The organism is Apolloniradiicaulis salifontis (assembly GCF_053756655.1).
This window is the reverse complement of sequence record NZ_CM132387.1, coordinates 2,235,638-2,256,952: the sequence shown is the minus strand read 5'-3', so window position 1 is coordinate 2,256,952 and position 21,315 is coordinate 2,235,638. Positions and strand designations below refer to the sequence as shown.

At 64.1% G+C, this 21,315-nt stretch carries 19 protein-coding genes; 6 read left to right on the top strand and 13 right to left on the bottom strand.

The window, feature by feature from the left end; all coding sequences use genetic code 11:
* The first annotated feature begins 200 nt into the window (after positions 1 to 200).
* A complete protein-coding gene (locus tag ACWCOP_RS10855) occupies positions 201 to 1,193 on the top strand; it encodes a calcium/sodium antiporter (RefSeq protein WP_478248301.1) in 993 nt (330 codons plus the stop codon).
* Here the strand turns inward: ACWCOP_RS10855 and ACWCOP_RS10850 are convergent.
* Positions 1,190 to 2,044: a hypothetical protein gene (locus ACWCOP_RS10850; RefSeq protein ID WP_478248300.1), complete on the bottom strand. Its 855-nt coding sequence runs from the start codon at positions 2,042 to 2,044 to the stop codon at positions 1,190 to 1,192. The genes ACWCOP_RS10855 and ACWCOP_RS10850 overlap by 4 nt on opposite strands.
* A 113-nt stretch (positions 2,045 to 2,157) precedes the next feature.
* On the opposite strand from ACWCOP_RS10850, the gene ACWCOP_RS10845 reads away from it, so the two are divergent.
* A complete protein-coding gene (locus tag ACWCOP_RS10845; RefSeq protein ID WP_478248299.1) occupies positions 2,158 to 3,102 on the top strand; it encodes a hypothetical protein in 945 nt (314 codons plus the stop codon).
* 213 nt (positions 3,103 to 3,315) lie between these two features.
* Here ACWCOP_RS10845 and ACWCOP_RS10840 read toward each other — a convergent pair whose 3' ends face one another.
* Both ACWCOP_RS10840 and uvrB read right to left on the bottom strand, forming a co-directional pair.
* Entirely contained in the window at positions 3,316 to 6,015 is a 2,700-nt protein-coding gene (locus tag ACWCOP_RS10840; RefSeq protein ID WP_478248298.1) for an N-6 DNA methylase, read from the bottom strand.
* 245 nt (positions 6,016 to 6,260) lie between these two features.
* Positions 6,261 to 8,456, bottom strand: coding sequence for an excinuclease ABC subunit UvrB (gene uvrB / locus ACWCOP_RS10835; RefSeq protein ID WP_478248297.1), 2,196 nt, complete (start codon positions 8,454 to 8,456; stop codon positions 6,261 to 6,263).
* Between the two features lie 104 nt (positions 8,457 to 8,560).
* On the opposite strand from uvrB, the gene ACWCOP_RS10830 reads away from it, so the two are divergent.
* Both ACWCOP_RS10830 and ACWCOP_RS10825 read left to right on the top strand, forming a co-directional pair.
* Complete coding sequence (locus tag ACWCOP_RS10830; protein ID WP_478248296.1) at positions 8,561 to 9,022, top strand: hypothetical protein; 462 nt, start codon at positions 8,561 to 8,563, stop codon at positions 9,020 to 9,022.
* A gap of 91 nt (positions 9,023 to 9,113) precedes the next feature.
* A complete protein-coding gene (locus ACWCOP_RS10825; RefSeq protein ID WP_478248295.1) occupies positions 9,114 to 9,734 on the top strand; it encodes a glutathione S-transferase family protein in 621 nt (206 codons plus the stop codon).
* Between the two features lie 45 nt (positions 9,735 to 9,779).
* Here ACWCOP_RS10825 and ACWCOP_RS10820 read toward each other — a convergent pair whose 3' ends face one another.
* The 6 genes from ACWCOP_RS10820 to ACWCOP_RS10795 all read right to left on the bottom strand — a co-directional run bounded on the left by ACWCOP_RS10820 (position 9,780) and on the right by ACWCOP_RS10795 (position 17,158).
* Positions 9,780 to 10,493 carry a hypothetical protein gene (locus tag ACWCOP_RS10820; protein ID WP_478248294.1) on the bottom strand — a complete coding sequence of 238 codons (714 nt, stop codon included), beginning with the start codon at positions 10,491 to 10,493 and terminating at the stop codon, positions 9,780 to 9,782.
* Between the two features lie 31 nt (positions 10,494 to 10,524).
* Positions 10,525 to 13,098, bottom strand: a complete 2,574-nt coding sequence (locus ACWCOP_RS10815) for a ligase-associated DNA damage response DEXH box helicase (RefSeq protein WP_478248293.1) — start codon at positions 13,096 to 13,098, stop codon at positions 10,525 to 10,527.
* A 208-nt stretch (positions 13,099 to 13,306) separates the two neighbouring features.
* Positions 13,307 to 14,326, bottom strand: a complete 1,020-nt coding sequence (locus tag ACWCOP_RS10810) for a ligase-associated DNA damage response exonuclease (RefSeq protein ID WP_478248292.1) — start codon at positions 14,324 to 14,326, stop codon at positions 13,307 to 13,309.
* A gap of 47 nt (positions 14,327 to 14,373) precedes the next feature.
* Positions 14,374 to 15,348 (bottom strand): alpha/beta hydrolase, encoded by a 975-nt coding sequence (locus ACWCOP_RS10805; RefSeq protein ID WP_478248291.1) that lies wholly within the window; start codon positions 15,346 to 15,348, stop codon positions 14,374 to 14,376.
* A gap of 2 nt (positions 15,349 to 15,350) precedes the next feature.
* The gene (locus tag ACWCOP_RS10800; RefSeq protein WP_478248290.1) at positions 15,351 to 15,482 is read right to left on the bottom strand and encodes an entericidin A/B family lipoprotein; all 132 of its coding nucleotides are present in this window, start codon (positions 15,480 to 15,482) and stop codon (positions 15,351 to 15,353) included.
* A 110-nt stretch (positions 15,483 to 15,592) separates the two neighbouring features.
* Complete coding sequence (locus tag ACWCOP_RS10795; RefSeq protein WP_478248289.1) at positions 15,593 to 17,158, bottom strand: alkaline phosphatase; 1,566 nt, start codon at positions 17,156 to 17,158, stop codon at positions 15,593 to 15,595.
* Between the two features lie 137 nt (positions 17,159 to 17,295).
* On the opposite strand from ACWCOP_RS10795, the gene ACWCOP_RS10790 reads away from it, so the two are divergent.
* Entirely contained in the window at positions 17,296 to 17,724 is a 429-nt protein-coding gene (locus ACWCOP_RS10790) for a transcriptional repressor (protein WP_478248288.1), read from the top strand.
* 84 nt (positions 17,725 to 17,808) lie between these two features.
* On the top strand, positions 17,809 to 18,729 hold the full coding sequence (locus ACWCOP_RS10785; protein WP_478248287.1) for a thioesterase family protein: 921 nt from the start codon (positions 17,809 to 17,811) through the stop codon (positions 18,727 to 18,729).
* 226 nt (positions 18,730 to 18,955) lie between these two features.
* Here ACWCOP_RS10785 and ACWCOP_RS10780 read toward each other — a convergent pair whose 3' ends face one another.
* The 4 genes from ACWCOP_RS10780 to ACWCOP_RS10765 form a co-directional block, all read right to left on the bottom strand.
* Positions 18,956 to 19,408 (bottom strand): DUF1178 family protein, encoded by a 453-nt coding sequence (locus tag ACWCOP_RS10780; RefSeq protein ID WP_478248286.1) that lies wholly within the window; start codon positions 19,406 to 19,408, stop codon positions 18,956 to 18,958.
* A complete protein-coding gene (locus tag ACWCOP_RS10775; protein WP_478248285.1) occupies positions 19,405 to 20,229 on the bottom strand; it encodes a carbon-nitrogen hydrolase family protein in 825 nt (274 codons plus the stop codon). Before ACWCOP_RS10775 ends, ACWCOP_RS10780 begins: the two co-directional genes overlap by 4 nt.
* Entirely contained in the window at positions 20,226 to 20,489 is a 264-nt protein-coding gene (grxC, locus tag ACWCOP_RS10770; protein ID WP_478248284.1) for a glutaredoxin 3, read from the bottom strand. Before grxC ends, ACWCOP_RS10775 begins: the two co-directional genes overlap by 4 nt.
* A 75-nt stretch (positions 20,490 to 20,564) precedes the next feature.
* Positions 20,565 to 21,281, bottom strand: coding sequence for a ComF family protein (locus ACWCOP_RS10765; RefSeq protein WP_478248283.1), 717 nt, complete (start codon positions 21,279 to 21,281; stop codon positions 20,565 to 20,567).
* Positions 21,282 to 21,315: the final 34 nt, after the last annotated feature.

Below are 21,315 nucleotides of genomic sequence, written 5' to 3'. Positions count from 1 at the left end.
GGATCGACATCGCTGCGCCGCGTGCGCGTTTACACTGAAGGAGACATCCCATGGCCGCCATCATCGCCCTCGGCCTCTGCTTTGGCGCCTTTGCGCTGCTCAACCTCATCGACACCAAGCGCCTCGACTAAGCAAAGCCGGCCCCGCGCCGCTTCAAAGATCCCAACCCTTGAGCCCTTAGCGAACGGACAGGCCCCGCCATGCCCGAACTAGTGATATTGTTGCTCTTGGTGCTGGGCGGCGTCGTGGTCCTTCTCACCGGTGGGGAGTTTCTGGTGCGCGGCGCCACGGCGCTGGCGCGGGCGCTGGGCATTCCCGCGCTCATCGTCGGCCTGACCATCGTCGCCTTCGGCACCAGCGCGCCGGAGATGGTGGTGAGCGCCGCCGCGGCGATCCGCGACGCGCCGGGCCTCGCCATCGGCAATATCGTCGGCTCCAACATCGCCAACATCCTGCTGGTCCTCGGCCTGCCGGCGATCCTGGCGCCCATGGCCACCCACACGACGGGGGTGAAGCGCAACGCCGCCATCGCGCTGGTGCTCACCGGCGTGTTCATCGCCATGGGCCTGGACGGCGCGCTCACCCTCATCGAGGGCTATATCCTGGCCGCCCTCATCGCGGTCTACATCGCCTATCTCGGGATCAGCGCCCGCAACGCGCCGGACGATCCGGTGATCGCCGAGCTCACCGACGTGGACCACATGGAGGGCCTGCCCAAGGGGCGCCTCGCCATCGCCGGCTACACGCTTCTGGGCCTCGTCCTTCTGCCCGTGGGCGCCGAGCTCATCGTGCGCGGAGCTACAGGGATCGCCGCGACGCTGGGCGTGCCCGAATCGATCATCGGCCTGACCATTCTGGCCCTGGGCACCAGCCTGCCGGAGCTCGCCACCGCCATGGTCGCCGCCCTGAAGAAACAGGCCGAGATGGCCATCGGCAATGTCATCGGGTCCAACATCTTCAATATCTGCGCGGTGGGCGGCATCACCGGCATCGCCGCCACGGCGGCCACCGGCCAGCCCGCCCCCATCGACGCGGAATTCATCCGTTTTGACTTCTGGGTCATGGCCGGCGCCATGCTGGCGGCCAGCATCCTGGTGTTCGCGAAGAAGCCGGTGGGCCGCCTGGTGGGCGCGATCTTCTTCGCCAGCTATCTCGCCTATATCGGCTTTCTGGCCTGGGGCGCGCTGGGCTAGGACGGCCCGGCCTCGTCCACCGCGTCCCCGTCCTCCTCCTCCTCCGCCTCCGCCTCATCCTCCTCAGACAGGCGATCGGCCGGCCCCGGCCCGAAATGCCCCGCGATCCCGGTTCCCACGCCGCCGCAGCGGTAATACTGGTCGGCATAGGGCGTGCCTTGGAGAAACGCCCTGGTGGTGGCCCAGCCGGGCAGCGCGGTGATCTTGCCCTCCAGCGCCAGGCGCACCCAGCTCTGGCAGCGCTCGAACAGGCCGTCGCGCTCGGCCAGGATGCGCGCCTCCAGCTCCAGGCTCACCCGCGCCTCCCATAAGCCGTCACCGCTTCCGTCACTACTCCCCGCGCCGCCCCCTGCACAAGTCCCGGCGTTGGCGGTTTCGCGATAGCGCTCGGCCAGCTTCAGCGCGGCCTCCGCCTCCTTCAGCCGCCCGCCGCGCGACAGCGCCATGGCCGCGCGCGCACAGCGGTCGGCCTCCGCCCGCAGCTGTTCAGCGGTCAGCGGCCCGGCCTCCACAGGAGAGGATGCGTCAGAAGGGGCCTCCCCCGGAAGCGGCGCAGCAGGGGCGCCGCCCGCCGCGCCCTCCGCCCTCGCGTCCGGATCACCCGCCGCATGACCGCCCGCATCACGCCCTGCATCACCGCCAGCCTCCGCCTCGGCCATGGCCGCCTGCGCCGCCTGCTCGGCCAGGTCGCAGGCGCGCCAGCGCCCGGCGGCCGCCCATTGATGCAGCGTCGGCGCCGGCACCCCGACGCGCAGCGCCACCTCGGGCATGGGGACCCCCTCCACCCGCAAGGCGCGAGCCTCACCCCCCAGCCGGGCGCGCATCGCCGCAGTTCGTATCGTGTTTCCCATACCCGCCACCCTACCCCCGCCGCCGGGGGAGGGGGATAAGTTGGCGCTTTGGCGCAGCTTGAGCGAGCGTTAACCGATCGCTAACATGGGCGCAGGGGAAGAGGGGAAATACGATGCCTGACAGGATCGAGACGAGCGGCGCCCGCTTTGCGCCTGGCGCGCAAGGCGCGCAGTTTGCGGAGGGCGATTACGGCCTCTTCGCCAGCGCTCTTATTCAGCTGGAACCGGAGGATGTCGGACAGAGCACCTCCAGCCTCAAGATCGAGGATAACTCGGTGATCGCCGAGATCTTTCTCGGGGCGGTTTCAGTGACGAGCTGGGCCGGCGTAACCGGCGCCCTCCTGGCGCTGGGATCGGAGCTTCTGTCCGTATTCAACATCCAGATTGATCCCACCTTCGCCGAAGGCAGTCTCATCTGTCCGGGGGATGCGTGCGTGATCACTGCGGGCCTGACGGTGCTGACCGCCATGGAATGGGTCGTCGCCACAGCGGGCTTCGCGCTCGGTCTTGCCGGACATCTCGGCGTTCATGCCTACCGGATGGGCCGGATACGAACGACCGCCAAGCGTTTTACCGAGCGCACGCGCGAAATGAATGTGGACCGCTATCTGGTGACGAGCCTTGGGCAGACCCGGTTCCGGCCTGGAAAGAGCGGCTTGCGGATTGAAGCCGAGCAGCGCGATTTCGTGATTGAGTGGGATGCTGTGGACGAGATGCGGCTTTATTGGGCCGATGATCATCTACCGCGGTTCAAGGCTTTGCCGCGTGTAGAAGTGGCCGAGCGTCCGACTGATCTCAGGAGCTTTGTTAAAGACGACATCCGGTTGGGGCCCTACGCCGAGCTTTACGAGGCGTTAAAAAAGTGGAGTGAGCAAAACGCTCATCTTGATCTACCCATAAAGAACGAGCGCACGGGCGACACCAAGATCCGCGAATGGATCCGGCTGCCCAGAGGCGCTTTCAATACGCGCTCCAGCAATCTGACCTGGTTCCAATTCATCGCGCTGGTCTGGTTCTGCGTTAAGTACGAGCCCCCCAACCATAACGGCGTCCGCTAATCCGCCTTTACCCCACAGCCGCCCATTCTCGCAGCGCGACGGCCGGGTTAAGGCCGACCGGGCTCCGCCCGGTCGCCGCGGAGCGGCGCGCCCTTCAGGGCGCGGCCTTGACGCGTCCGGCTTAAGCTGCGGAAGACTCTGCGTGGGGGTTAAGGGGAGGGGGAACCGAAAACAGGTGTATGCCCCGATATGCGCAACGGACCCTGCTTCGCTTTAATCCGAGTCAGACCCTGTCTGACCTTCCGGTGCCTTGCCGTCGATCTTACGGCTGAATTCAGCAACACGATCCAGCAAAGAATCTCTTGCCTGCTTTGCCTCACGACGCGCCTGAATGATGTCGGCAATTAACTCGTTCTGTGCCTCGAGTGTTTCGGGAAAGCTTATTTCAAGCGCTTCGAAATCTTCTTGCTGCGTACGGCGCCGGTTGCTGTGCCCTGTTGTGATCGCGCGGAAAGCTCTTTGATAATAGTGGCTTCGCAGGAGATAGGATAGAAATTGCGGGCTCAGCCGGTTGTCAGTGACTGCATATATCGGAAACTCTTTCGTAACCAACGCCCCGTTGAACTCCTCCGGTGTCACAGATATGCAGCCTTTCCACAAATCTATAGAAGAAAAAACCACATCATTTTCTTTGGCCCTATACCACTGCGACGGGGAATCTTCGAAATACATACCGATCCACTCTGGCGGACTTTTCCCTTTTCCGGCCTCACGAGCGCGAATCTCACCGTCCTGGCCTAGGGTCATCACTACAACCGCTTCAGTCGGGTTTTGAGATGGGTCTACAAGTTCTTCTCTACGCCTCATTACACTTGAAATTGGTAATGTAATCCAACCCTCCGGCGCTTCAGTCATCTCCTCTCTTTTGAAAAGAAAGTACTTCGGATCAAGTCGGTTGCTTTTGTGGGATGCCCATAGCTCGCTAAATTTCACCGACATTGTATCGGGATCGTTCGATCCAGAATAATTCTCGCGGTTAGTCTTAAATTTTTTGTAGGCACCCAAGATTGTGCCTGATTGATCTTCAGAAAGGTTTCCTCCTTCGGAGCCGATATATAAGTCATTCTCTTTCGCTGAAGCACCCGTCGAATTATAACCAATATGGTTGGCTTCAGCTAAAAATGTATAATGATCAAACTTTTGCCACGCCTTTGCGATTGCTCCAACCTCGTCGCCGTCAGCAATAATTTCCTTCCTAAAAGTTTGGTCAAATTTTCTCTTTGATGCACTATCAAACTTTCTAAAAAATAGGATGGATGTTTTATTCTGAGCGCCAGATTTTCGAAATGCGTGATCGGGCAAAGAAACAATTGCGTCAATAAATCCGTTTCTCGCAAGAAACCTTCTGGCGCGCGGACAGTTGGACATTTCTCCCTGATTATTAAAGAATCCATCTGGAAGAATAAATGCAAGCTCGCCACCTGGCTCAAGGAATGCAATCGATCGCTCTACGATCGCGTGTTCAGAAGCAATTGCGTCACGGTTCTCTGCAAGTTCAAAGTTTCTCAGGGTATTTGTGCCTAAATGGTCTTCATCGCCCTCAGGCACCTCGTCACCGAAAGGTGGATTTCCTACTATTTTCTGGAATCGGCCAACGTTTGGATTAAGTCTAGGCTTAGCGAACGTAGAGTCGAGGCAGCTTCGATCTCCTTCAATGTTCGTGTGCCCATCGTGGTGGAGTAGCAAGTTTATCTTACATATGCGTGCGAGTATCTCGTGGATTTCAATTCCAAACACCTTCTGTAGGGCAAAGTCATTCTTAATTCGAGATATGTGCTCACTGGATTGTCCGGAGTAATCGCGGTCAATTTGATGCCAAACTTGTAGGAGAACTTCCAGCAAGAAGCCCCCAGAGCCAGCTGTCGGGTCTAGCACATAATCGTTCGAACTGATTTCTAGCATCGCGACAGAAAAACGGGCGAGTTGGCGCATCGTAAAATATTGTCCAAGCTCGCCCCGAAAAACAGAACCAAAGAAGCTTTCGAATGCGACTCCAATGTGATCAACATCTGTGCCGGTAAAGCTAATAAGCTGAAGTGAATGCACGATATCGAATATTTTTTTGTCAGGTAGATTTATCTTGATTCCGTCGGGAAATATTGTTGGATCGGCTCTGCATGCATCAGAAAAGAGGGCGTGGACGCGGGTTGCGACAGCGGCAGTTGTCTCCTTTGTCCCAATCTGAAATTTCCGAGGGCTCCCGGTCGGTGTGCCGCGCTCATCGGCAACCTTCGCAAATAGAAGCTTACTCCACTCGTCAAACGCGGTAAGCGGATCCCGCTTCCCGCCTGACCAAATGATCGAGTGTGCTCGACGAATTTTGGTTTCTATAAATGTGGCTTTCGCAGGCGAAATGTCACGGTCGCCCCCAGCCAATATCGCAAACTCTGGTGCCTCGCCGTAAAGCGGAGGGACGCTTTCAATTGCGCCAATTCTATTGCTCTCCCGTTCCATCGCGGGGAAATTCGCTACGTCAAATAGGATTGACTCGTCAAAATCGTCGTAAAGTGCAAATGGTGCTCGTAGAGAGTTGGCGTTGCCGAATGTCTGCTCGATAGCCTGAGTGCGCTCTTTTGATGAGAGGCCGGAAGCTTTGTTTTCACAGACGAGATAGGGGTCGCGCTTTAGATCATCGCGGTAAACCACAATGTCTGCGATGTCACTTGGCGTTCGCCTTGGGACCTGAACTTCTGTCCTTATGCGATTTGGGGGGTAGCCACATTCAATTATGAGATAGGAGATCGTGCGCGCTCGAACCCATTCTTCCGGGTCCGTCCATAGGTAGGATTGCTTTCTTGCAAGCTTGTAAGTGATGCGGTTTTTAGAGAGCTCAATTATTCCGCGCTCAATTGCTTTCGCGACGTAACTTAGCTCGATAATTTCATCTCTTATTTCAAGGTTGTCGTTCGTCATGTTCGCTAAGCTCGCACGCTCTCGTCATTGTGAGGACATTCGTCAGCATGGGGCGATTCCCTGCATCACCGTGAGCGCGTGGTGCGGTCGCTTTGTTCAGGATGCACTTTTTAAGTCCAGGCGTCGCTCAGGCGTCCGTTTAGCCTCACCCTGCCTCATACTCCAGCGGCTCCCCCATGCCCTGGATCTAGCCCGGCGCAGCCTTTCCCACGCGGCCAAAACCTCCCGCGGCCGAATGCCCCCCATCACCACCCCTCAGCCTCGCGCTCCAACCGCTTGATCTCGTCGCGCAGCCGCCCCGCCTCCTCGAACTCCAGATTCGCCGCGGCTTCGCGCATGCGCTTTTCCAGGTCCACGATGGCGGCTTTGAGATTATTGGGTTCGAAGGGGGTTTGGCCTTCCTCGACGGCGGCGCGTTTCTGGCTGCGTTGGCGGCCTCTGCCCTTGGCGGTTTTTTCCATGACGCCTTCGAGGACGTCGGAGACGCCGCGCACGATGGTCGTGGGGGTGATGCCGTGGGCTTCGTTGTGGGCGATCTGGCGGTTGCGGCGGCGTTCGGTCTCGTCCATGGCGCGCTGCATGGAGCCGGTGATGCGGTCGGCGTAGAGGATGACCCGGGCGTCGGCGTTGCGCGCGGCGCGGCCGATGGTTTGCACCAGGCTGGTTTCGCTTCGCAGGAAGCCTTCCTTGTCGGCGTCGAGAATGCCTACGAGGCCGCATTCGGGGATATCGAGGCCTTCGCGCAGGAGGTTGATGCCCACCAGCACGTCGTACTGCCCCAGGCGCAGATCGCGGATCAGCTCGATGCGCTCCACCGTATCCACATCGGAGTGCATGTAGCGCACGCGCAGGCCCTGCTCGTGCATGTATTCGGTGAGGTCTTCGGCCATGCGCTTGGTCAGCGTGGTCACCAGGGTGCGATAGCCCCTGGCGGCGGTGGTGCGGGCCTCCTCGATGATGTCGTCCACCTGGCTGAACTGGTCGGACTGGACCGGGCGCACCTCCACCGGCGGGTCGATGAGGCCGGTGGGGCGGATCACCTGTTCGGTGAAGACGCCGCCGGTCTGGTTCAGCTCCCACTTTCCCGGCGTGGCGGAGACGTGGATCGTGTTGGGGCGCATGGCCTCCCATTCCTCGAATTTGAGGGGGCGGTTATCCATGCAGGAGGGCAGGCGGAAGCCGTGCTCGGCGAGGGTCCGCTTGCGGCTGAAATCGCCTTTGAACATGGCGCCCAGCTGCGGGATGGTGACGTGGCTCTCGTCCACGAACACCAGGGCGTTGTCGGGCAGGTATTCGAACATGGTGGGCGCCGGCTCGCCGGGCTTTCGGCCCGTGAGATAGCGCGAATAGTTCTCGATGCCGTTGCAGGAGCCGGTGGCCTCCAGCATCTCCAGATCAAACTCGGTGCGCTGTTGCAGGCGCTGGGCCTCCAGAAGCTTGCCGTTGGCCTCCATCCAGGTGAGGCGCTCGTTCAGCTCTTGTTTGATGGACTTGATGGCCTGGTTCAGCGTCGGGCGCGGGGTGACATAGTGGGAGTTGGCGTAGACGCGCACCTTGGTGAGGTCGCTGCTGGGCTTGCCGGTGAGGACCTCGAACTCGGTGATGGACTCGATCTCGTCGCCGAAGAAGCTGACGCGCCAGGCGAATTCGTCATGGTGGGCGGGGAAGATCTCGATGGTGTCGCCGCGCACCCGGAACGTGCCGCGCTGGAACGCCGCGTCGTTGCGCTGGTACTGCAGGGCCACGAGATTGCGCATCACCTCGCGCGGATCTTTCTCCTCCCCCACCGCAAGATCGAATACCATGGCGGTGTAGGTCTCAACCGAGCCGATGCCGTAAATGCAGCTCACCGAGGCCACGATGATGACGTCGTCACGCTCCAGGATCGCGCGCGTGGCGGCGTGGCGCATCCGGTCGATGGCCTCGTTGATGGAGGACTCTTTCTCAATATACGTGTCGGTGCGCGGGACATAGGCCTCAGGCTGGTAATAATCGTAATAAGAAACGAAATATTCCACCGAATTATATGGAAAAAAACTCTTGAATTCGCCGTATAACTGCGCCGCCAAAGTCTTGTTCGGCGCCAGAACCAGGGCGGGTCTCTGAAGCTTTTCAATCACCTTCGCCATCGTGAAGGTTTTACCCGAGCCGGTCACTCCGAGGAGAACCTGGTCCCTTTCCGACCCGGCCGACTCCACCAGCTCCTTGATCGCAGCGGGCTGATCTCCGGTGGGTTCGTATTCGGACACCACCTGGAACTTCTTCCCGCCTTCGCTTTTCTCCGGGCGCTCGGGGCGGTGGGGCGTCCAGTTGGCCGGCAGGGACAGCGGATCCTTGATGTCGGCGCCGGGCACGCGCTCGTCCAGCGTAAAGTCGGCCTGGCCCATGTCGGAGACGCCGGGCGGGGTGAGGGCGGAATCGTCTGTGGTGATCTTGACCATGGGCCCAATATGGACCTCGGCGACGGTCTGGAACAGGGGTGGAACTGACGCCGGGCCGCTGCGGTTTCCCTTGTTGCTTAGTCAGCAGCCAAGGGAGATCCGCCATGACGGAGCGACCAGACAACATCGATCAGACCGCCGGCGCCAAGACCGATACGGTCGTAGATGGAACCAGCGGAGCCGCCTACGGCTCGGGCCAGACCGGCGCACGCGCCATGCTGGGCGCCGTGGTGGCGGTTTGCGCGGTCGGCCTTGTCTGGGCGTTCTGGCCGGCGGATCGCTCCAGCTCCATGCTCGCTGACGCCGGCATGGAGCAGTCCCGGAGCGCAAGCGGCGAAACGCCGGGCGCCGACCAGATGTCCGTGGCGCCGGGGACCGACCGGGTCGAGGGCAACCAGCTTGATCCCGAGCCGGCGGGCGTGGATCCCGCCGATGCGGGCGAGGGGCTGGGCATGGACCCCGATCTCGACGCCACCGACGAGGAGGAACCCCGCGACGATCCGGAAATCGATCCGACCGACCGCGTGGCGCCTGTGGATCCGCCCGGCTCCGGCGACGGACGCTGATCGGCGGGACCTGCGCCCCCTGACGCGGGATTGGTCAGCCGGTGCGCTCCGGTCTAGGGTCGCTCTGACCTGAGCCGCACCGGAGCCCACCATGAGCCTCACCCTTCACCATCTTAACCTGTCGCGCTCCGAGCGCATCGTCTGGCTCCTGGAGGAGCTGGACGTTGAGTACCAGCTGCAGCGTCATTCGCGCGACGTGCAGACCCGGCTGGCGCCCGAGGCGCTGACCCGGCTGCACCCGCTGGGCAAGGCGCCGCTGCTGGAAGATGACGGCCAGGTGATCGCCGAAAGCGGCGCGATCGCCCAATACTTGCTGGAAAAGTTCGACCCCGATCACAAGCTCCATCCGGCGCCCGGCGCGGCCAATCGCGCGGTGTTTCTGGAATGGCTTCACGCCGCCGAGGGCGCGGTCTTCCTGCCTTTCCTGATGAACACCTATCTGGAGGCCACCGGCCTTACGGATTCGCTGCTGGCCGGATACATGGGCGCCGAGCGCGCCAAGGCGCTGGCCGCTGTGGAGGCGCATCTCACCGAGAACGCCTTCTTCGCCGGCGACACCTTCACCGCCGCCGACATCATGATGGGCTTCCAGCTGGAGAGCGCGGACAAGCGCGGCGGTATCGATCAGGACAGCCCGGTGAAGACCTGGCTCAAGCGCATTCAGGACAGGCCCGGCTGGCATGCCATGCGCCGGGTCACGACGGCCGACTAGGCGCGGCCTGTTTGAGTTTTCGATTCTGCGCGGTTGGATCCGATCTCAGAATGGAATGTCATCCTGAGTTTTCTCGGGCGCGCTCAATAACTTGCGCTTTTCATACTCGAGGCTGCTTTGTTTGGTGGCGGCTTTGTCCATTGTTGCGCCCACGCGTTCAATTAGCCGCACTGCTGGCTCAAGTTCCTCGGCCCCATCCCCGACCGCGCGAGTCGTCGACCTTAATAAAGACAGCCAGCTTTCCCATCTTGTGCGGTTTCGGTTTAGGTCTTTTTCAAAAGCGTTGAGCTTAGAAAACAGAACTTCCCTTAAATTCTCTGGAATCGCAACTTGATTGACAATTTTTCTAATCTTATCAGTTAGTTTTCGGATTTCATCCTTATAATTTTCTAGGTCGACTGCAGAAAACCGAAGGCTTGGATCGCCTTCTAGCTCAGTCGACCGCGCGGCGGAAAGGCGGACGCTGGTAGAAATACGATTAATGTCGCTAAGTAGCCGATGAACCCAAAATGTAAATGCCTCATCATCGTAAGGCGCTGTAGTGTCTAGATCATAATTTAGCCCCAATGCATCAATTAGGCCATCTACAGTCGAAGCAAATTCGCTCCAGCGCGCGTACCCGTCTACCACGCCGTTAAATAACTTTTTTTCTTCATTTATTTTATCGTCGGTTCTTTGTCGGGCAATTTGAACCAATTGTACGAAAGCGAGTTCTGGACTAGATGGCATCGAGCTGAAATCATCATCATCAATTAGCATTCGACACTCCGCCTATTTGAAGTAGTGCATGCTAACCGATTCCCATGGCTTCAGCGATGAGATCGCCGCTGGCTTCTTCCAGAAGCGCGTCGCCGGCTTCGCCGTGGACGGCTTCGCGGCCGATCTCCAGCATCACCGGCACGGCCAGCGGCGAGACGCGGGCGAGCGCCACGTGATCAACTCGGCCCGCCACCCGCGACAGCGCGTCGGCCAGGCGGCGCACGTCCAGCAGGCCCTTGGCGGCGTCCTGCCAGGCCGCCTGTAAAAGGATATGGTCCGGCTCGTGATCGCGCAGCACGTTGTAGATCAGGTCGGCGGAGAACGTGACCTGACGCCCGGTCTTCTCCTGTCCGGGCAGCCGGCGCTCGATCAGGCCGGCGATCACCGCGCAGTTTCGAAACGTGCGCTTCATCAGGTCGCTCTCGGCGAGCCACGCGTCCAGATCGTCGCCCATCATGTCCTCTGAAAACAGCGCCGCCATGTCCGCCGCGCCCAGATCCTTCAGCCCCCAGACCGACAGCGCATACTCGTTGGCCACAAAGCCCAGCGGCCGCAGCCCCGCCCGCTCCAGCCGGCGGGTCAACAGCATGCCGAGCGTCTGGTGGGCGAGCCGGCCTTCAAAGGGATAGCAGACCAGATAGTGTTTCCCGCCGCGCGGAAACGTCTCCACCAGAAGCCGGTTGGGGGCGGGCAGCTGTGATTTTTGCTGTTGCACTTTGAGCCAGTCCTGCACCTGACCGGGCAGAGCGGCCCAGCTTTCGGGGTCATGGACCATCTTGCGCACCCGCTCGGCGAGATAGGTGCTCAAGGGAAATTTGCCGCCGTTATAGCTCGGGATTTTGGGGTTTTCCGCTGTGGAGCGGCTGACCAGACAATCGGCTTCCTGCGCGCCTTCAAAGCGCAGCATCTGGCCGGCGAACAGGAAGGTGTCGCCGGGGCTCAGCTGATCGGCGAACCATTCCTCCACCTGACCCAGCTTCGGCCCGCCGGCGCGGATCTGTTTCTTCTTCGCGCTACGCCCCCCTGTGGCGCCGACGGACGCCCCAGCGCTCGCAAGGGTTGAGGTTGCGCCTGCGTCCGCGGTCGCCTTGGCGCCGCCGCGCACCAGGCGCACGTCCAGCATGGGGCTTTCCACGATGACGCCGACATTCATGCGGTGGCGCTGGGCGGCGTCGCTTGTGCGCGCCCGCCACAGCCCGTCGCGGCCCTTCGCGATGCGCTTGAACCGGTCATAGGAGCCCAGCGAATATCCGCCGTCAGAGACAAAGGCGAGCACCCGGTCAAAGGTCTCGCGCGTCAGCTCGGCATAGGGCGCGGCGCTGGTGATTTCTGCGTAGAGATCGTCCTCGGCGAAGGGCTCGCCGCACGCCCGGCCCATGACATGCTGGGCCAGGGCGTCCAGCGCGCCGGCGCGCAGCGGCTCGCCGTCCAGCGCCTTTTCCGCCACCGCCTCGCGCGCCGCCTGGCACTCCAGATGCTCGAACCGGTTGGTGGGCGCAAGCACCGCCCGGCTCACCGCATCAAGCTGGTGATTGGCGCGCCCCAGGCGCTGGATCAGCCGGGCCGAGCCCTTGGGCGCGCCCATCTGGATCACCAGATCTACATCGCCCCAGTCGATCCCCAGATCCAGGGTGGAGGTGCACACCACCGCCTTCAACGATCCCGCCGCCATGGCCGCCTCCACCTTGCGGCGCTGCTCGGCGGCCAGCGAGCCATGGTGGAGGGCGATGGGCAGCGCGTCTTCATTGACGCCCCACAGCATCTGAAACGTCGCTTCGGCCTGGCTTCGCGTGTTGACGAAGACCAGCGCCATTTTCGCCGTCTTGATCAGCTCATAAACTGACGCAATCGCATGGCGCCCGCTATGGCCCGACCAGGGGATGCGGTCTTCAGGGGTGAGGATGGACACGTCCGGCTCGGCCCCGCCCTCGCCGCGCACGACCCGTGCGAACCGGCCCGCGTCGCCCGCCTGCGCCGACAGCCAGCGCGCATGGCCGTCCACATCCTTCACCGTGGCCGACAGCCCGATGCGGCGGGCCTGCGGCGCATAGCGGCCGATGGTGGCCAGGCCCAGAGACAGCAAATCGCCGCGCTTGCCCGGCGCCAGGGCGTGCACCTCGTCCACGATCACCGCCTGCACATGCTCAAAAAACGCCGCGCCATTGGCCTGGGCGCAGAACAGGGCCAGCTGTTCGGGCGTGGTGAGCAATATGTCCGGCGGGCTCTGGCGCTGGCGCGCGCGCTTGGACTGGGGCGTGTCGCCGGTGCGCGTCTCGATGCGCAGATCAAGCCCCATCTCGGTGACGGGGGTGAGAAGATTGCGCGCCACGTCCTGGGAGAGCGCCTTCAGCGGCGAGATATAAAGCGTGTGCAGCCGGTGAGGCCGCGCCTTGCCGCCCTCGCGCGCGATGCGTTCGAGATCCACAAGGCTCGGCAGAAACCCGCCCAGCGTCTTGCCCCCGCCCGTGGGCGCGATCAGCAGCGCATCCTCACTGGCGCTGGCCGCCGCCACCATCTCGCGCTGATGCGCGCGCGGCGCCCAGCCCCGGCTGTGAAACCAGGCCTCGAAGATGTCGGGCAGGGCGGGGAGGTGAGGGGGGTGCATGGGGACGAAATAGGGTGTTTACGGCCCGCTCACCATCCCGGTCCGAACGCGGAATGCTGAAGCCCGGAGAGTTTGTCATCCCGGCCGGAGCGCGTGAGCGCGCAGCGCCGGGACCCCAGACTTCAGGGTTTGGCGGCTCCTGAGGTCCCGGCTCGGCGCCCGCAGGAGCGGGCTTGGCCGGGATGACAAAATTGGGGAGAGGCCGGCGCTAGCTATCCTCGTCCTCATAACCCACCAGCGACAGCGGGCGGGCCTTGTAGCCGTTGAGCTCGGCCCAGCGGGCGAGCGCGTCTTCGCGGCCGTGGGTGATCCACAGCTCGTCCGGGTTCACGTCGGCTATGGTCTGGGTCAGCTCGTCCCAGTCTGAGTGGTCGGAGAGGATGAGCGGCAGTTCCACGCCGCGCTGGCGCGCCCTTGCACGAACCCGCATCCAGCCGGAGGCGAAACAGATCACCGGATCGGGAAAGCGCCGCGCCCAAGCCGTCTGGAAGCTGGAGGGCGGGCCCAGAATGATCTTGCCGGCGAAGTCTGTCTTCGCGCCGTCCTCGTCTTTCAGCGTCGCGTTTCGAAGCTCGCCCAGGGGAACGCCGTGCTCGCGATAGAGATCGCACAGTTGTTTCAGGGCGCCGTGGATATAGATCGGGTCGTGATAGCCGGCCTCGCGCAGCAGCATGATGACGCGCTGGGCTTTTCCCAGCGCATAGGCGCCCACAAGATGGGCGCGGTCGGGAAAGCGCTTCACGCTGGCCAGAAGGTTGGCGATTTCGCCGGAATCGTCGGGGTGACGAAACACCGGCAGGGCGAAGGTGGCCTCGCTCACATAGATATGGGCGGGCACCACCTCGAACGGCGTGCAGGTGGGGTCGCGGCGGCGCTTGTAATCGCCGGAGACCACGATGGTGAGCCCCTTCCATTCAAGGCGCGCCTGGGCCGAGCCCAGCACATGGCCCGCCGGATGAAGCGAGACGTCCACCTCGCCGATGCGTACTTTTTCGCCATAGGCCAGGGGCTGGCGGCTGGCGGTGAAGTCCTCGCCATAGCGCGCGTGCATGATCGCCAGGGTCGGCGGCGTGGCGGCCACCTTCGCGTGTCCGGCGCGGGCGTGGTCGGCGTGGCCGTGGGTGACCACCGCCCGGTCGCTTGCGCGCATGGGATCGATGAAGAAGCCGCCCGGCTCGCACCACAGGCCCTGATCGGTTTCTCGCAGCAGCTGTTCGGGTTTGATCATGACCCTGATTTAGGCGCTCGGGCGCATGATTGCGAGCGTGGGCGCGGCTAGATCAGCTGGTCCGGCATGGGGCGGTTTTCCACGATCGCCGCGACGAAACCGGCGATGGCCAGATCCATCTCTTCCACGCCAGGCCGCTCCACAGGAAAATGCCCCGCGCCCTGCAGGATCACCCGGCGCTTCACCACCGGCAACAGCTCGAAGAAGCCGTCGCTCACCTCCACGTCGGTCCAGTGATCGGCTTCGGGATGGACCATGAGGACCGGGCATTGATCAAAGCTCTCCGGCGGCGCTATCGGCGGGCTTTCCAGCCAGGAGCGCAGGAAGCCCAGCGGCATTTTCGCGCCGCCGGCGCGCCGGTCCGCGGTGATGGCGCTTGCAAGGGCTGGATCATTGGCCACTGCAGCCATGTTTCCCAGCCGCGACATGGGGATCATGGCGCCGTTGAGCGCGCGCGGCAGCCGGGTCAGGGCCGGCTCGATCAGGCCCGCCATCCAGGGCTTTCGCACCAAAGCGCGTCGCACCGCCCTGCGGGTGGGATCGAGAAAGCAGGTGGCGATCAGCCCGTCCACGGCGCCGGTGAGCGCGCACGCATCATAGGCCAGCATGCCGCCCATGGAGAGGCCGAACACGAATAGCGCGCCGCCGCGCCGGCGCTCGGACTCCACCAGTCCCGCGGCGACCTCGCGCCAGTGATCGTAGACGAGCTGTGTCTTTTTCGGCGTGCGGGTCAGGCCGTAGCCGGGCAGGTCCGGGCAGATGCATTCAAACCCGTGCAGCGCCAGCGCCCAGGCGTAGGGGCCCAGCAGCCGGCCATGGCCGCCGCCGTGCAACAGGATGATGCGGGCGCGCGCCGAGGGCGCGATCCAGCGGTCGATATGCACGTCGAACCCGGCGATCCGGCGCCATTCCTCCTGCACCGCATAGGGGCGTGGCGGCGCCAGACCTTTTGGCAAGGCGGCGTAGATCGCACGCCAGGCGGTCTCGTCCTCCCAGCTGGGCAGGGTGGACGCGTGCGCCATGGCTACCCGTCGACCGCGTCTTCGATCACCTCGCCGGTGCGCGTGATGTCGCGGCCGACGCCCTGGATCGTATTGCAGGCGGTCAGAGCCAGAAGGCTGAGCCCGGCGAGGAGAACGGTGAGGATGGATTTCATGGCGGGGGTCCTGATGCAAAAAGGGCCGACGTCGAGGATATCCCGGCGCCGGCCCTTAAAGTATTAATCTCCGCGGACAAAGTCAGCGAAATTCGTTTGCGGCGATGCGCTTACTCGGCGGACGCGGCGTCCTCCGGCGCGGTGTTGCCCGGCCAACCGTACGCAAAGGTGATGATGCGGTTCAGCGTATGCTGCTCCATCACGCCGTCCACCAGATGCGCCCAGGGCCCGCGGGCATAGGCGATGATGTCCTCGCCCGAATGAGTCTCGCTGCCCATGGGCACCGCGGCCTCCTGGCGGAAGTCCGGGTCGAGGACCTGGGCCTGGGTCAGCGGCCCGGCGTCCGGATCGCGCAGGGACGGGCCGTTATAATAGCCCAGCGTCGTGTAGGGGCGGCCGTCGCGCGCAGGCGAAGGCGGGGTGGGATCGTCGGACAGGTCCGGCGCCGGCGGGTGCACAAGGCCCAGGATCGGATTGCCGCGGCGCGGATAGCCGGCGATGTTGAACACGTGGCCATGGTCGGCGGTGACCAGGATCAGCGTGTCGTCCGGATCGGTCATCTCGGCCGCCGCCGCCACCGCGCGCGCCGCCGCGAGGGCGTCGGTGAGGGCGCGGTGAGCGTTGGTCCCGTGGTGGGCGTGGTCGACCCGGCCGCCTTCCACCAACAGGAAATAGCCGTTTTCGTTGGTGGAGAGGCGTTCAATTGCGAAGCGCGTCATTTCCTCGATGGAGGGCTGCTCGGCGTCGACGCGGTCATGGTCATAGTCCATGTGGCTGCGCGAAAAGAGCCCCAGTGCGCGCGGTCCGTTCACGGGCAGCGCGCGCAATCCCGCCGCGTCGTTCACGTAAGCGCCGCCGGCTTGAACCCATTCGGCGGTGAGGTCGCGCCCGTCCTGGCGCTGGCCGCCCTGATCGGCGGTGAGAAACGCGCCGTATCCGCCGCCGAGCACGACTTCGGGCCCGTCGCCATGGCGGCCGTCCAGCGTGGCGAGGAGCTGGGAGGCGATGTCGGTGCAGCCGGCCGCAGCGGCTTCGGCGGGCACCACCGCATCCACTTCCCAGTCGCGGCTGGGCGCGTGGGCGTAGGCGGCCGCCGGCGTGGCGTGGGTGATGCGCGCGGTGGAGACGAGGCCGGTGGACAGGCCGCGCGCCTCGGCGGCTTCCAGCGTCGTCATCGGCACGTCGGCGTCCGGGCCGCAGCTTTCGACCGTCTGGCGGGCATAGACGCTGATGGCGCCGATATGGGTCTTCACCCCGGCCAGCATCGCCGTCGCCGTGCCGGCGCTGTCGGGCACCTGGGCGTTTTCGTTATAGGTCTTGATCAGCGCCGAATGGCCCCAGGTCTCGAACGGCAGGTAGTTCTCCTCACCCGTCTCGCCGCGCAGCTGACCTTCCAGGATCCGCGCCGCGGTGATCGTCGGAAGGTTCAGCCCGTCCACGATGAACAGGATGACGTTCTTCGCCCGGCCTTCGCGCTGCGGACGGTTGAGGCGCTGGGTCAGCTCGGCGTCGGCGAGGATGCGCCAGTCCGCGCCCTGGCCCTCATGGTTGACCGGCTCAAGTGCGGCGCTGCGCATCGGCGCTTGGCGGTCCGGGGCGGGCGTCGTGGCCAGGGTGGAGCAGGCGGCGAGGCTCAGCCCCGAGGCGGCGGCGAGAAGGGCGCGAAAGGTCATCATCAGACTCCGGCGTGAGGCGGCGGGTTTAAGAAAGGTTCTAGCGCGTTCACGTGACGGTTCAATCACATCGCGCCACGCCGTCGCGCCGTGCAAAGCGGGGCTCGCGCAGCCGCCCCCGGCGCATTATCTTGCTGTCCATGACTTCAGCGACTCACACGCCCGACGCCCTGGCCACCGCAGAGCGCTTCTGCGCCCGGCGCAAGCTGTCTCTGACGCCTGTGCGCCGGCGCGTGCTCGAGCTTCTGATCGAGGCGGGCGGGCCGGTGAAGGCCTATGACCTTCTCGCCGCGCTGAAACCCAATGGCGGCGCGCAGCCGCCCACCATCTACCGGGCGCTGGAGTTTCTCACCACCGCCGGTCTCGCCCACAAGGTGGAGGCGCTCAACGCCTACACCGCCTGCCTGCACGGGGCGGATGACGGCGCGGCGCAGTTCTTCATCTGCGAATCGTGCGGCGCGGTGGAAGAGCGCCACACCCACGCCGAACCGCGCAACACGCCCCAGGGCTTCGCCGTCGCGCGCTCGGTGGTGGAGCATTACGGCCTCTGCGCCGCATGTGTGACCTAAGCTCCAGGCAAGCGCCGTCAGCCCCCTGACATATCGGCGCGAAGCGGCCTAGGCTCGCGCGACTGAAAAAAAAGGGGGGCTGTCATGGAATTGCTCTGGCGCGGCAATGCGAACGCCTGGGAGTGCGACGAGCTCGGGCACATGAATGTGCGCTTCTACCTGGCCAAGGCGGCCGAGGCGATGGGCGTGCTCTCCCAGATCATCGGCATGCGCGGCGCGGTCCGCGCCGGCGCCGCCGCGACGCTCATCGCGCGCGAGATGAGCGTGCGTTTCCTCGCCGAAGCCCGCCCCGGCGTCCCGCTGGAGGTGCGCGGCGGCGTCATCGACCATGACGAGACCGGCTTCACCGCCGCCCTGATCCTCCACCAATGCGCGCTGGACGGGCCGGCAGCGGCCTTCACCGTGCGCCTGGACCATGTGGACCCGCTCACCGGCGCGGTGTTCGCCTTTGCAAAGCGCACGCGCGCAGCGCTGGAGGCGCTGCGCATGGAAAAACCCGCCGCGTGCGAGACACGGTCCCTCTCGTCCGGCCCGCCTGAGACGCTGTCACTGGAGCGGGCGGACGCGCTGGGTCTGGAGCTTCTGAGCCGGGGCATGATCAATCCGGACGAAACTGATGTGTTCGGCCGCATGCGTCTTGAGTTCGCCTTCGGCAAGATCTCCAGCTCGGTGATTCATCTGCAGAGCGGCTTCGCCGAGCAATGGGCGGCCTACCGCACCGGCGCGCCGCTCACCGCCGCCAGCGCGGTGCTGGAGGCGCGCCTCATCTTCCGCCGCTTCCCGCCCGCGGGCGCAGGCTATGTGATCCGCTCGGGTATCTCACAGGTGAATGACAAAGTGCGCACGCTCACCCACTGGGTCTGCGACCCCGAAACCGGCAAGGGCCTCTGGTCCATGGAGGCGGTGGGCTGCCTGATGGATCTGGACACCCGAAGGCTCAAACGCGTCGATGAGGAGACTCTGGCGCTGATGCAGCGCCATGTGGTGGCGGGGTTGAGGCCTTAGGGTTTTACGGGTTTGCGCCGCCCCCTCCGCCCCGCGTTACCCTCATCCCGTGCATCCCTGTCACCCTTATCTGCGAGGTGCGAGCCCGGACTTGATCCGGGGGAGCCGTGATGGACAAGCAGGATCGAGCGCGGTGCGTCCTTCGAGGCTTTTTGCGTCCGCAAAAAGACTCCTCAGGATGAGGGATGATGACGCCTTGATTGACCTGGCTTGCGAGCCTGCGCGCCTAATTCGCTTTCTTCGCAGGCGTCGGCGCGAAGGGGGCGGGCAGCGGCGCGCAGGGGACGCCGTCTTCCATGAGCTTTTCGCTCTCGGCCGGGGTGGTCTCGCCATAGATCAGGCGCTCGGGCTTTTCGCCCTCATGGATGGCGCGGGCCTCTTTCGCGAAGTTCTCGCCCACATAGTCGTAATTGGACCGGATATGGGCCTGCACCTTGCGCGCGAGGGCGGCGAGGTCCTGGGCGCCGTCCTTGCCGGCGCCGCCTAGCGTCGTCTGGCGCGCCTCCTTGCGCCTTGCGGTGGAGACCGCCGGCGCCATGATCTGTTTTTTCACCGCGGTGGAGCCGCACTGGGGGCATTCCACCAAGCCGCGCTCGACCTGATTGTCATAATCGCCCGAGGTGGAGAACCAGGCCTCAAAGCCGTGCTCCTCTTCGCAGACGAGGGCGTAGCGGATCATGGACCGGTGATCTCGCGGTCGCCGGAGAGCGCCGGGATGCGCGCGCGGGCCTCCCTGGCGTCGTCCGGGTCGACTTCAGCGTAGAGCAGGCCCGGCTCGTCATTGTCGAGCTCGGCGATCACTTCGCCCCAGGGGCCGATGACCAGCGAATGACCCCAGGTCTTGCGCCCGTCCTCGTGCTTGCCGCCCTGGGCGGGGGCGATGACGAAGCTGCCCGTCTCGATGGCGCGGGCGCGAAGCAGCACCTCCCAGTGGGCGCGGCCGGTGGGTTTGGTGAAGGCGCTGGGCACGGTCAGGATCGTCGCGCCGGCTTTCGCCAGCTTGCGGTAGAGATAGGCGAAGCGCACGTCATAACAGACCGAAAGGCCCAGAATCGTACCCGCCGCCTTCACCGTCACGGCCTTGTCGCCGGGGGCGTAGTTGGCGCTTTCGCGGTAATGCTCGCCGGGGCCGATCTGCACATCGAACATGTGCGCCTTGTCGTAGACCGCCAGAAGCGACCCGTCCGGCCCGAACACATGCTGGCGGTTCACCGCCCGGCCGTCGTCGCCTTTCAGCGCCAACGAGCCGATCACCAGCGTCACGTTCAGCGCGTCGGCCAGATCGGAAAAACGCACCAGGGCGGGCTCTTCCGCCGGCGTGCAGAGCGTGGCGAAGAGCTGCTCGGTGTCGCGCTGCATCAAATGGGTGGTTTCCGGCGTGGCGATCAGGCGCGCGCCGTTGGCCGCCGCCTCGCGGATCATCGCTTCGGCGTCGTCGATATTGCGCGCCGGGTCGGTCCCGGAGCGCATCTGCACCAGGGCGAGCTTCAGCTTGCTCATGCGGCGTCCGACAGCATGGGATCCAGCTTGCCGGCCCGGTCCAGCGACAGCATCTCGTCGCAGCCGCCGATATGCTCATCGCCGATGAAGATTTGCGGGAAAGTGCGTGCGCCGTTGGCGCGCTCCATCATTTCTTTCTTCTTGCCCATGTCGAACCCGGCGTCGATTTCTTCAAAATCCACGCCCTTCTTTTTGAGAAGCGACACCGCGCGTACGCAGTAGGGGCACATGGGGCGGGTATAGATGGTGACGGCGGCCATGAATGGGGCTCCTTGTCGATTCGGGTCATTGGCGGCAGGGTGGCGGCGCGAGTCTGGCGCTGCAATCATCACAGATTATTTAAGCGTTGAAACCGGTTTAACAACGCGCGCCAGGGTCAGGGCGTTCACGTTTGCGGCGCCCGATCGCTTCAGCGCCCGCACACAGGCCGACAGCGTGGCTCCGGTGGTGTGCACGTCATCGATCACCACCAGGCTGCGTCCGCTCACCCGCGCCCTGGCCCTGGCGCGCACCGAAAACGCGCCGGCGACATTGCGCTTGCGGCTTTTGGCGCTGAGCCCGCCTTGGGTCCCGGTGCGCCGTGTGCGCGCCAGGGCGTGGGCGTCCACCGGCACGCCGCTGACCCTGGAGACGGCGAGCGCCAGCAATAGCGACTGGTTGAAGCGCCGGGCGCGCAGCCGCGAGGCGTGCAGCGGAACCGGGATCAGCGCATCGGCGCCGTTCAGCAGGTCCGCGCCCGCCCTCGCCATCCAGCGGCCATAGGCGGCCAGCATGTCGGTGCGCCCGGCGTGCTTGAGAGTCAGCGCCAGGCTCCGGCTGGCGTCGTCATAGACCAGCACCGAGCGCGCCTTGCCCCAGATCGGCGCCTTGGCCGAGCAGGGCGCGCAGGCCATGCCTTCATAGGCGGGATAGTCGAAGGGCGCGCCGCACAGCTCGCACAGGGGCCGGGCGATGAAATGCAGCTTTGCGAAATCCGCCCCGGTAAGGGCGCCCGCCCGGTCCACCGGCTCGCCAGACAGGGGCGAAACCGGCGGCCAGATCAGATCGGCCATGACCTTGAACGCCCGACGGGCTTTGCTTTCCAGC

Coding starts and splice junctions, on each gene's coding strand:
- ACWCOP_RS10855 (WP_478248301.1), top strand. CDS start 201: ATGCCCGAACTAGTGATATTGTTGCTCTTGGTGCTGGGCGGCGTCGTG.
- ACWCOP_RS10850 (WP_478248300.1), bottom strand. CDS start 2,044: ATGGGAAACACGATACGAACTGCGGCGATGCGCGCCCGGCTGGGGGGT.
- ACWCOP_RS10845 (WP_478248299.1), top strand. CDS start 2,158: ATGCCTGACAGGATCGAGACGAGCGGCGCCCGCTTTGCGCCTGGCGCG.
- ACWCOP_RS10840 (WP_478248298.1), bottom strand. CDS start 6,015: ATGACGAACGACAACCTTGAAATAAGAGATGAAATTATCGAGCTAAGT.
- uvrB (WP_478248297.1), bottom strand. CDS start 8,456: ATGGTCAAGATCACCACAGACGATTCCGCCCTCACCCCGCCCGGCGTC.
- ACWCOP_RS10830 (WP_478248296.1), top strand. CDS start 8,561: ATGACGGAGCGACCAGACAACATCGATCAGACCGCCGGCGCCAAGACC.
- ACWCOP_RS10825 (WP_478248295.1), top strand. CDS start 9,114: ATGAGCCTCACCCTTCACCATCTTAACCTGTCGCGCTCCGAGCGCATC.
- ACWCOP_RS10820 (WP_478248294.1), bottom strand. CDS start 10,493: ATGCTAATTGATGATGATGATTTCAGCTCGATGCCATCTAGTCCAGAA.
- ACWCOP_RS10815 (WP_478248293.1), bottom strand. CDS start 13,098: ATGCACCCCCCTCACCTCCCCGCCCTGCCCGACATCTTCGAGGCCTGG.
- ACWCOP_RS10810 (WP_478248292.1), bottom strand. CDS start 14,326: ATGATCAAACCCGAACAGCTGCTGCGAGAAACCGATCAGGGCCTGTGG.
- ACWCOP_RS10805 (WP_478248291.1), bottom strand. CDS start 15,348: ATGGCGCACGCGTCCACCCTGCCCAGCTGGGAGGACGAGACCGCCTGG.
- ACWCOP_RS10800 (WP_478248290.1), bottom strand. CDS start 15,482: ATGAAATCCATCCTCACCGTTCTCCTCGCCGGGCTCAGCCTTCTGGCT.
- ACWCOP_RS10795 (WP_478248289.1), bottom strand. CDS start 17,158: ATGATGACCTTTCGCGCCCTTCTCGCCGCCGCCTCGGGGCTGAGCCTC.
- ACWCOP_RS10790 (WP_478248288.1), top strand. CDS start 17,296: ATGACTTCAGCGACTCACACGCCCGACGCCCTGGCCACCGCAGAGCGC.
- ACWCOP_RS10785 (WP_478248287.1), top strand. CDS start 17,809: ATGGAATTGCTCTGGCGCGGCAATGCGAACGCCTGGGAGTGCGACGAG.
- ACWCOP_RS10780 (WP_478248286.1), bottom strand. CDS start 19,408: ATGATCCGCTACGCCCTCGTCTGCGAAGAGGAGCACGGCTTTGAGGCC.
- ACWCOP_RS10775 (WP_478248285.1), bottom strand. CDS start 20,229: ATGAGCAAGCTGAAGCTCGCCCTGGTGCAGATGCGCTCCGGGACCGAC.
- grxC (WP_478248284.1), bottom strand. CDS start 20,489: ATGGCCGCCGTCACCATCTATACCCGCCCCATGTGCCCCTACTGCGTA.
- ACWCOP_RS10765 (WP_478248283.1), bottom strand. CDS start 21,281: ATGGCCGATCTGATCTGGCCGCCGGTTTCGCCCCTGTCTGGCGAGCCG.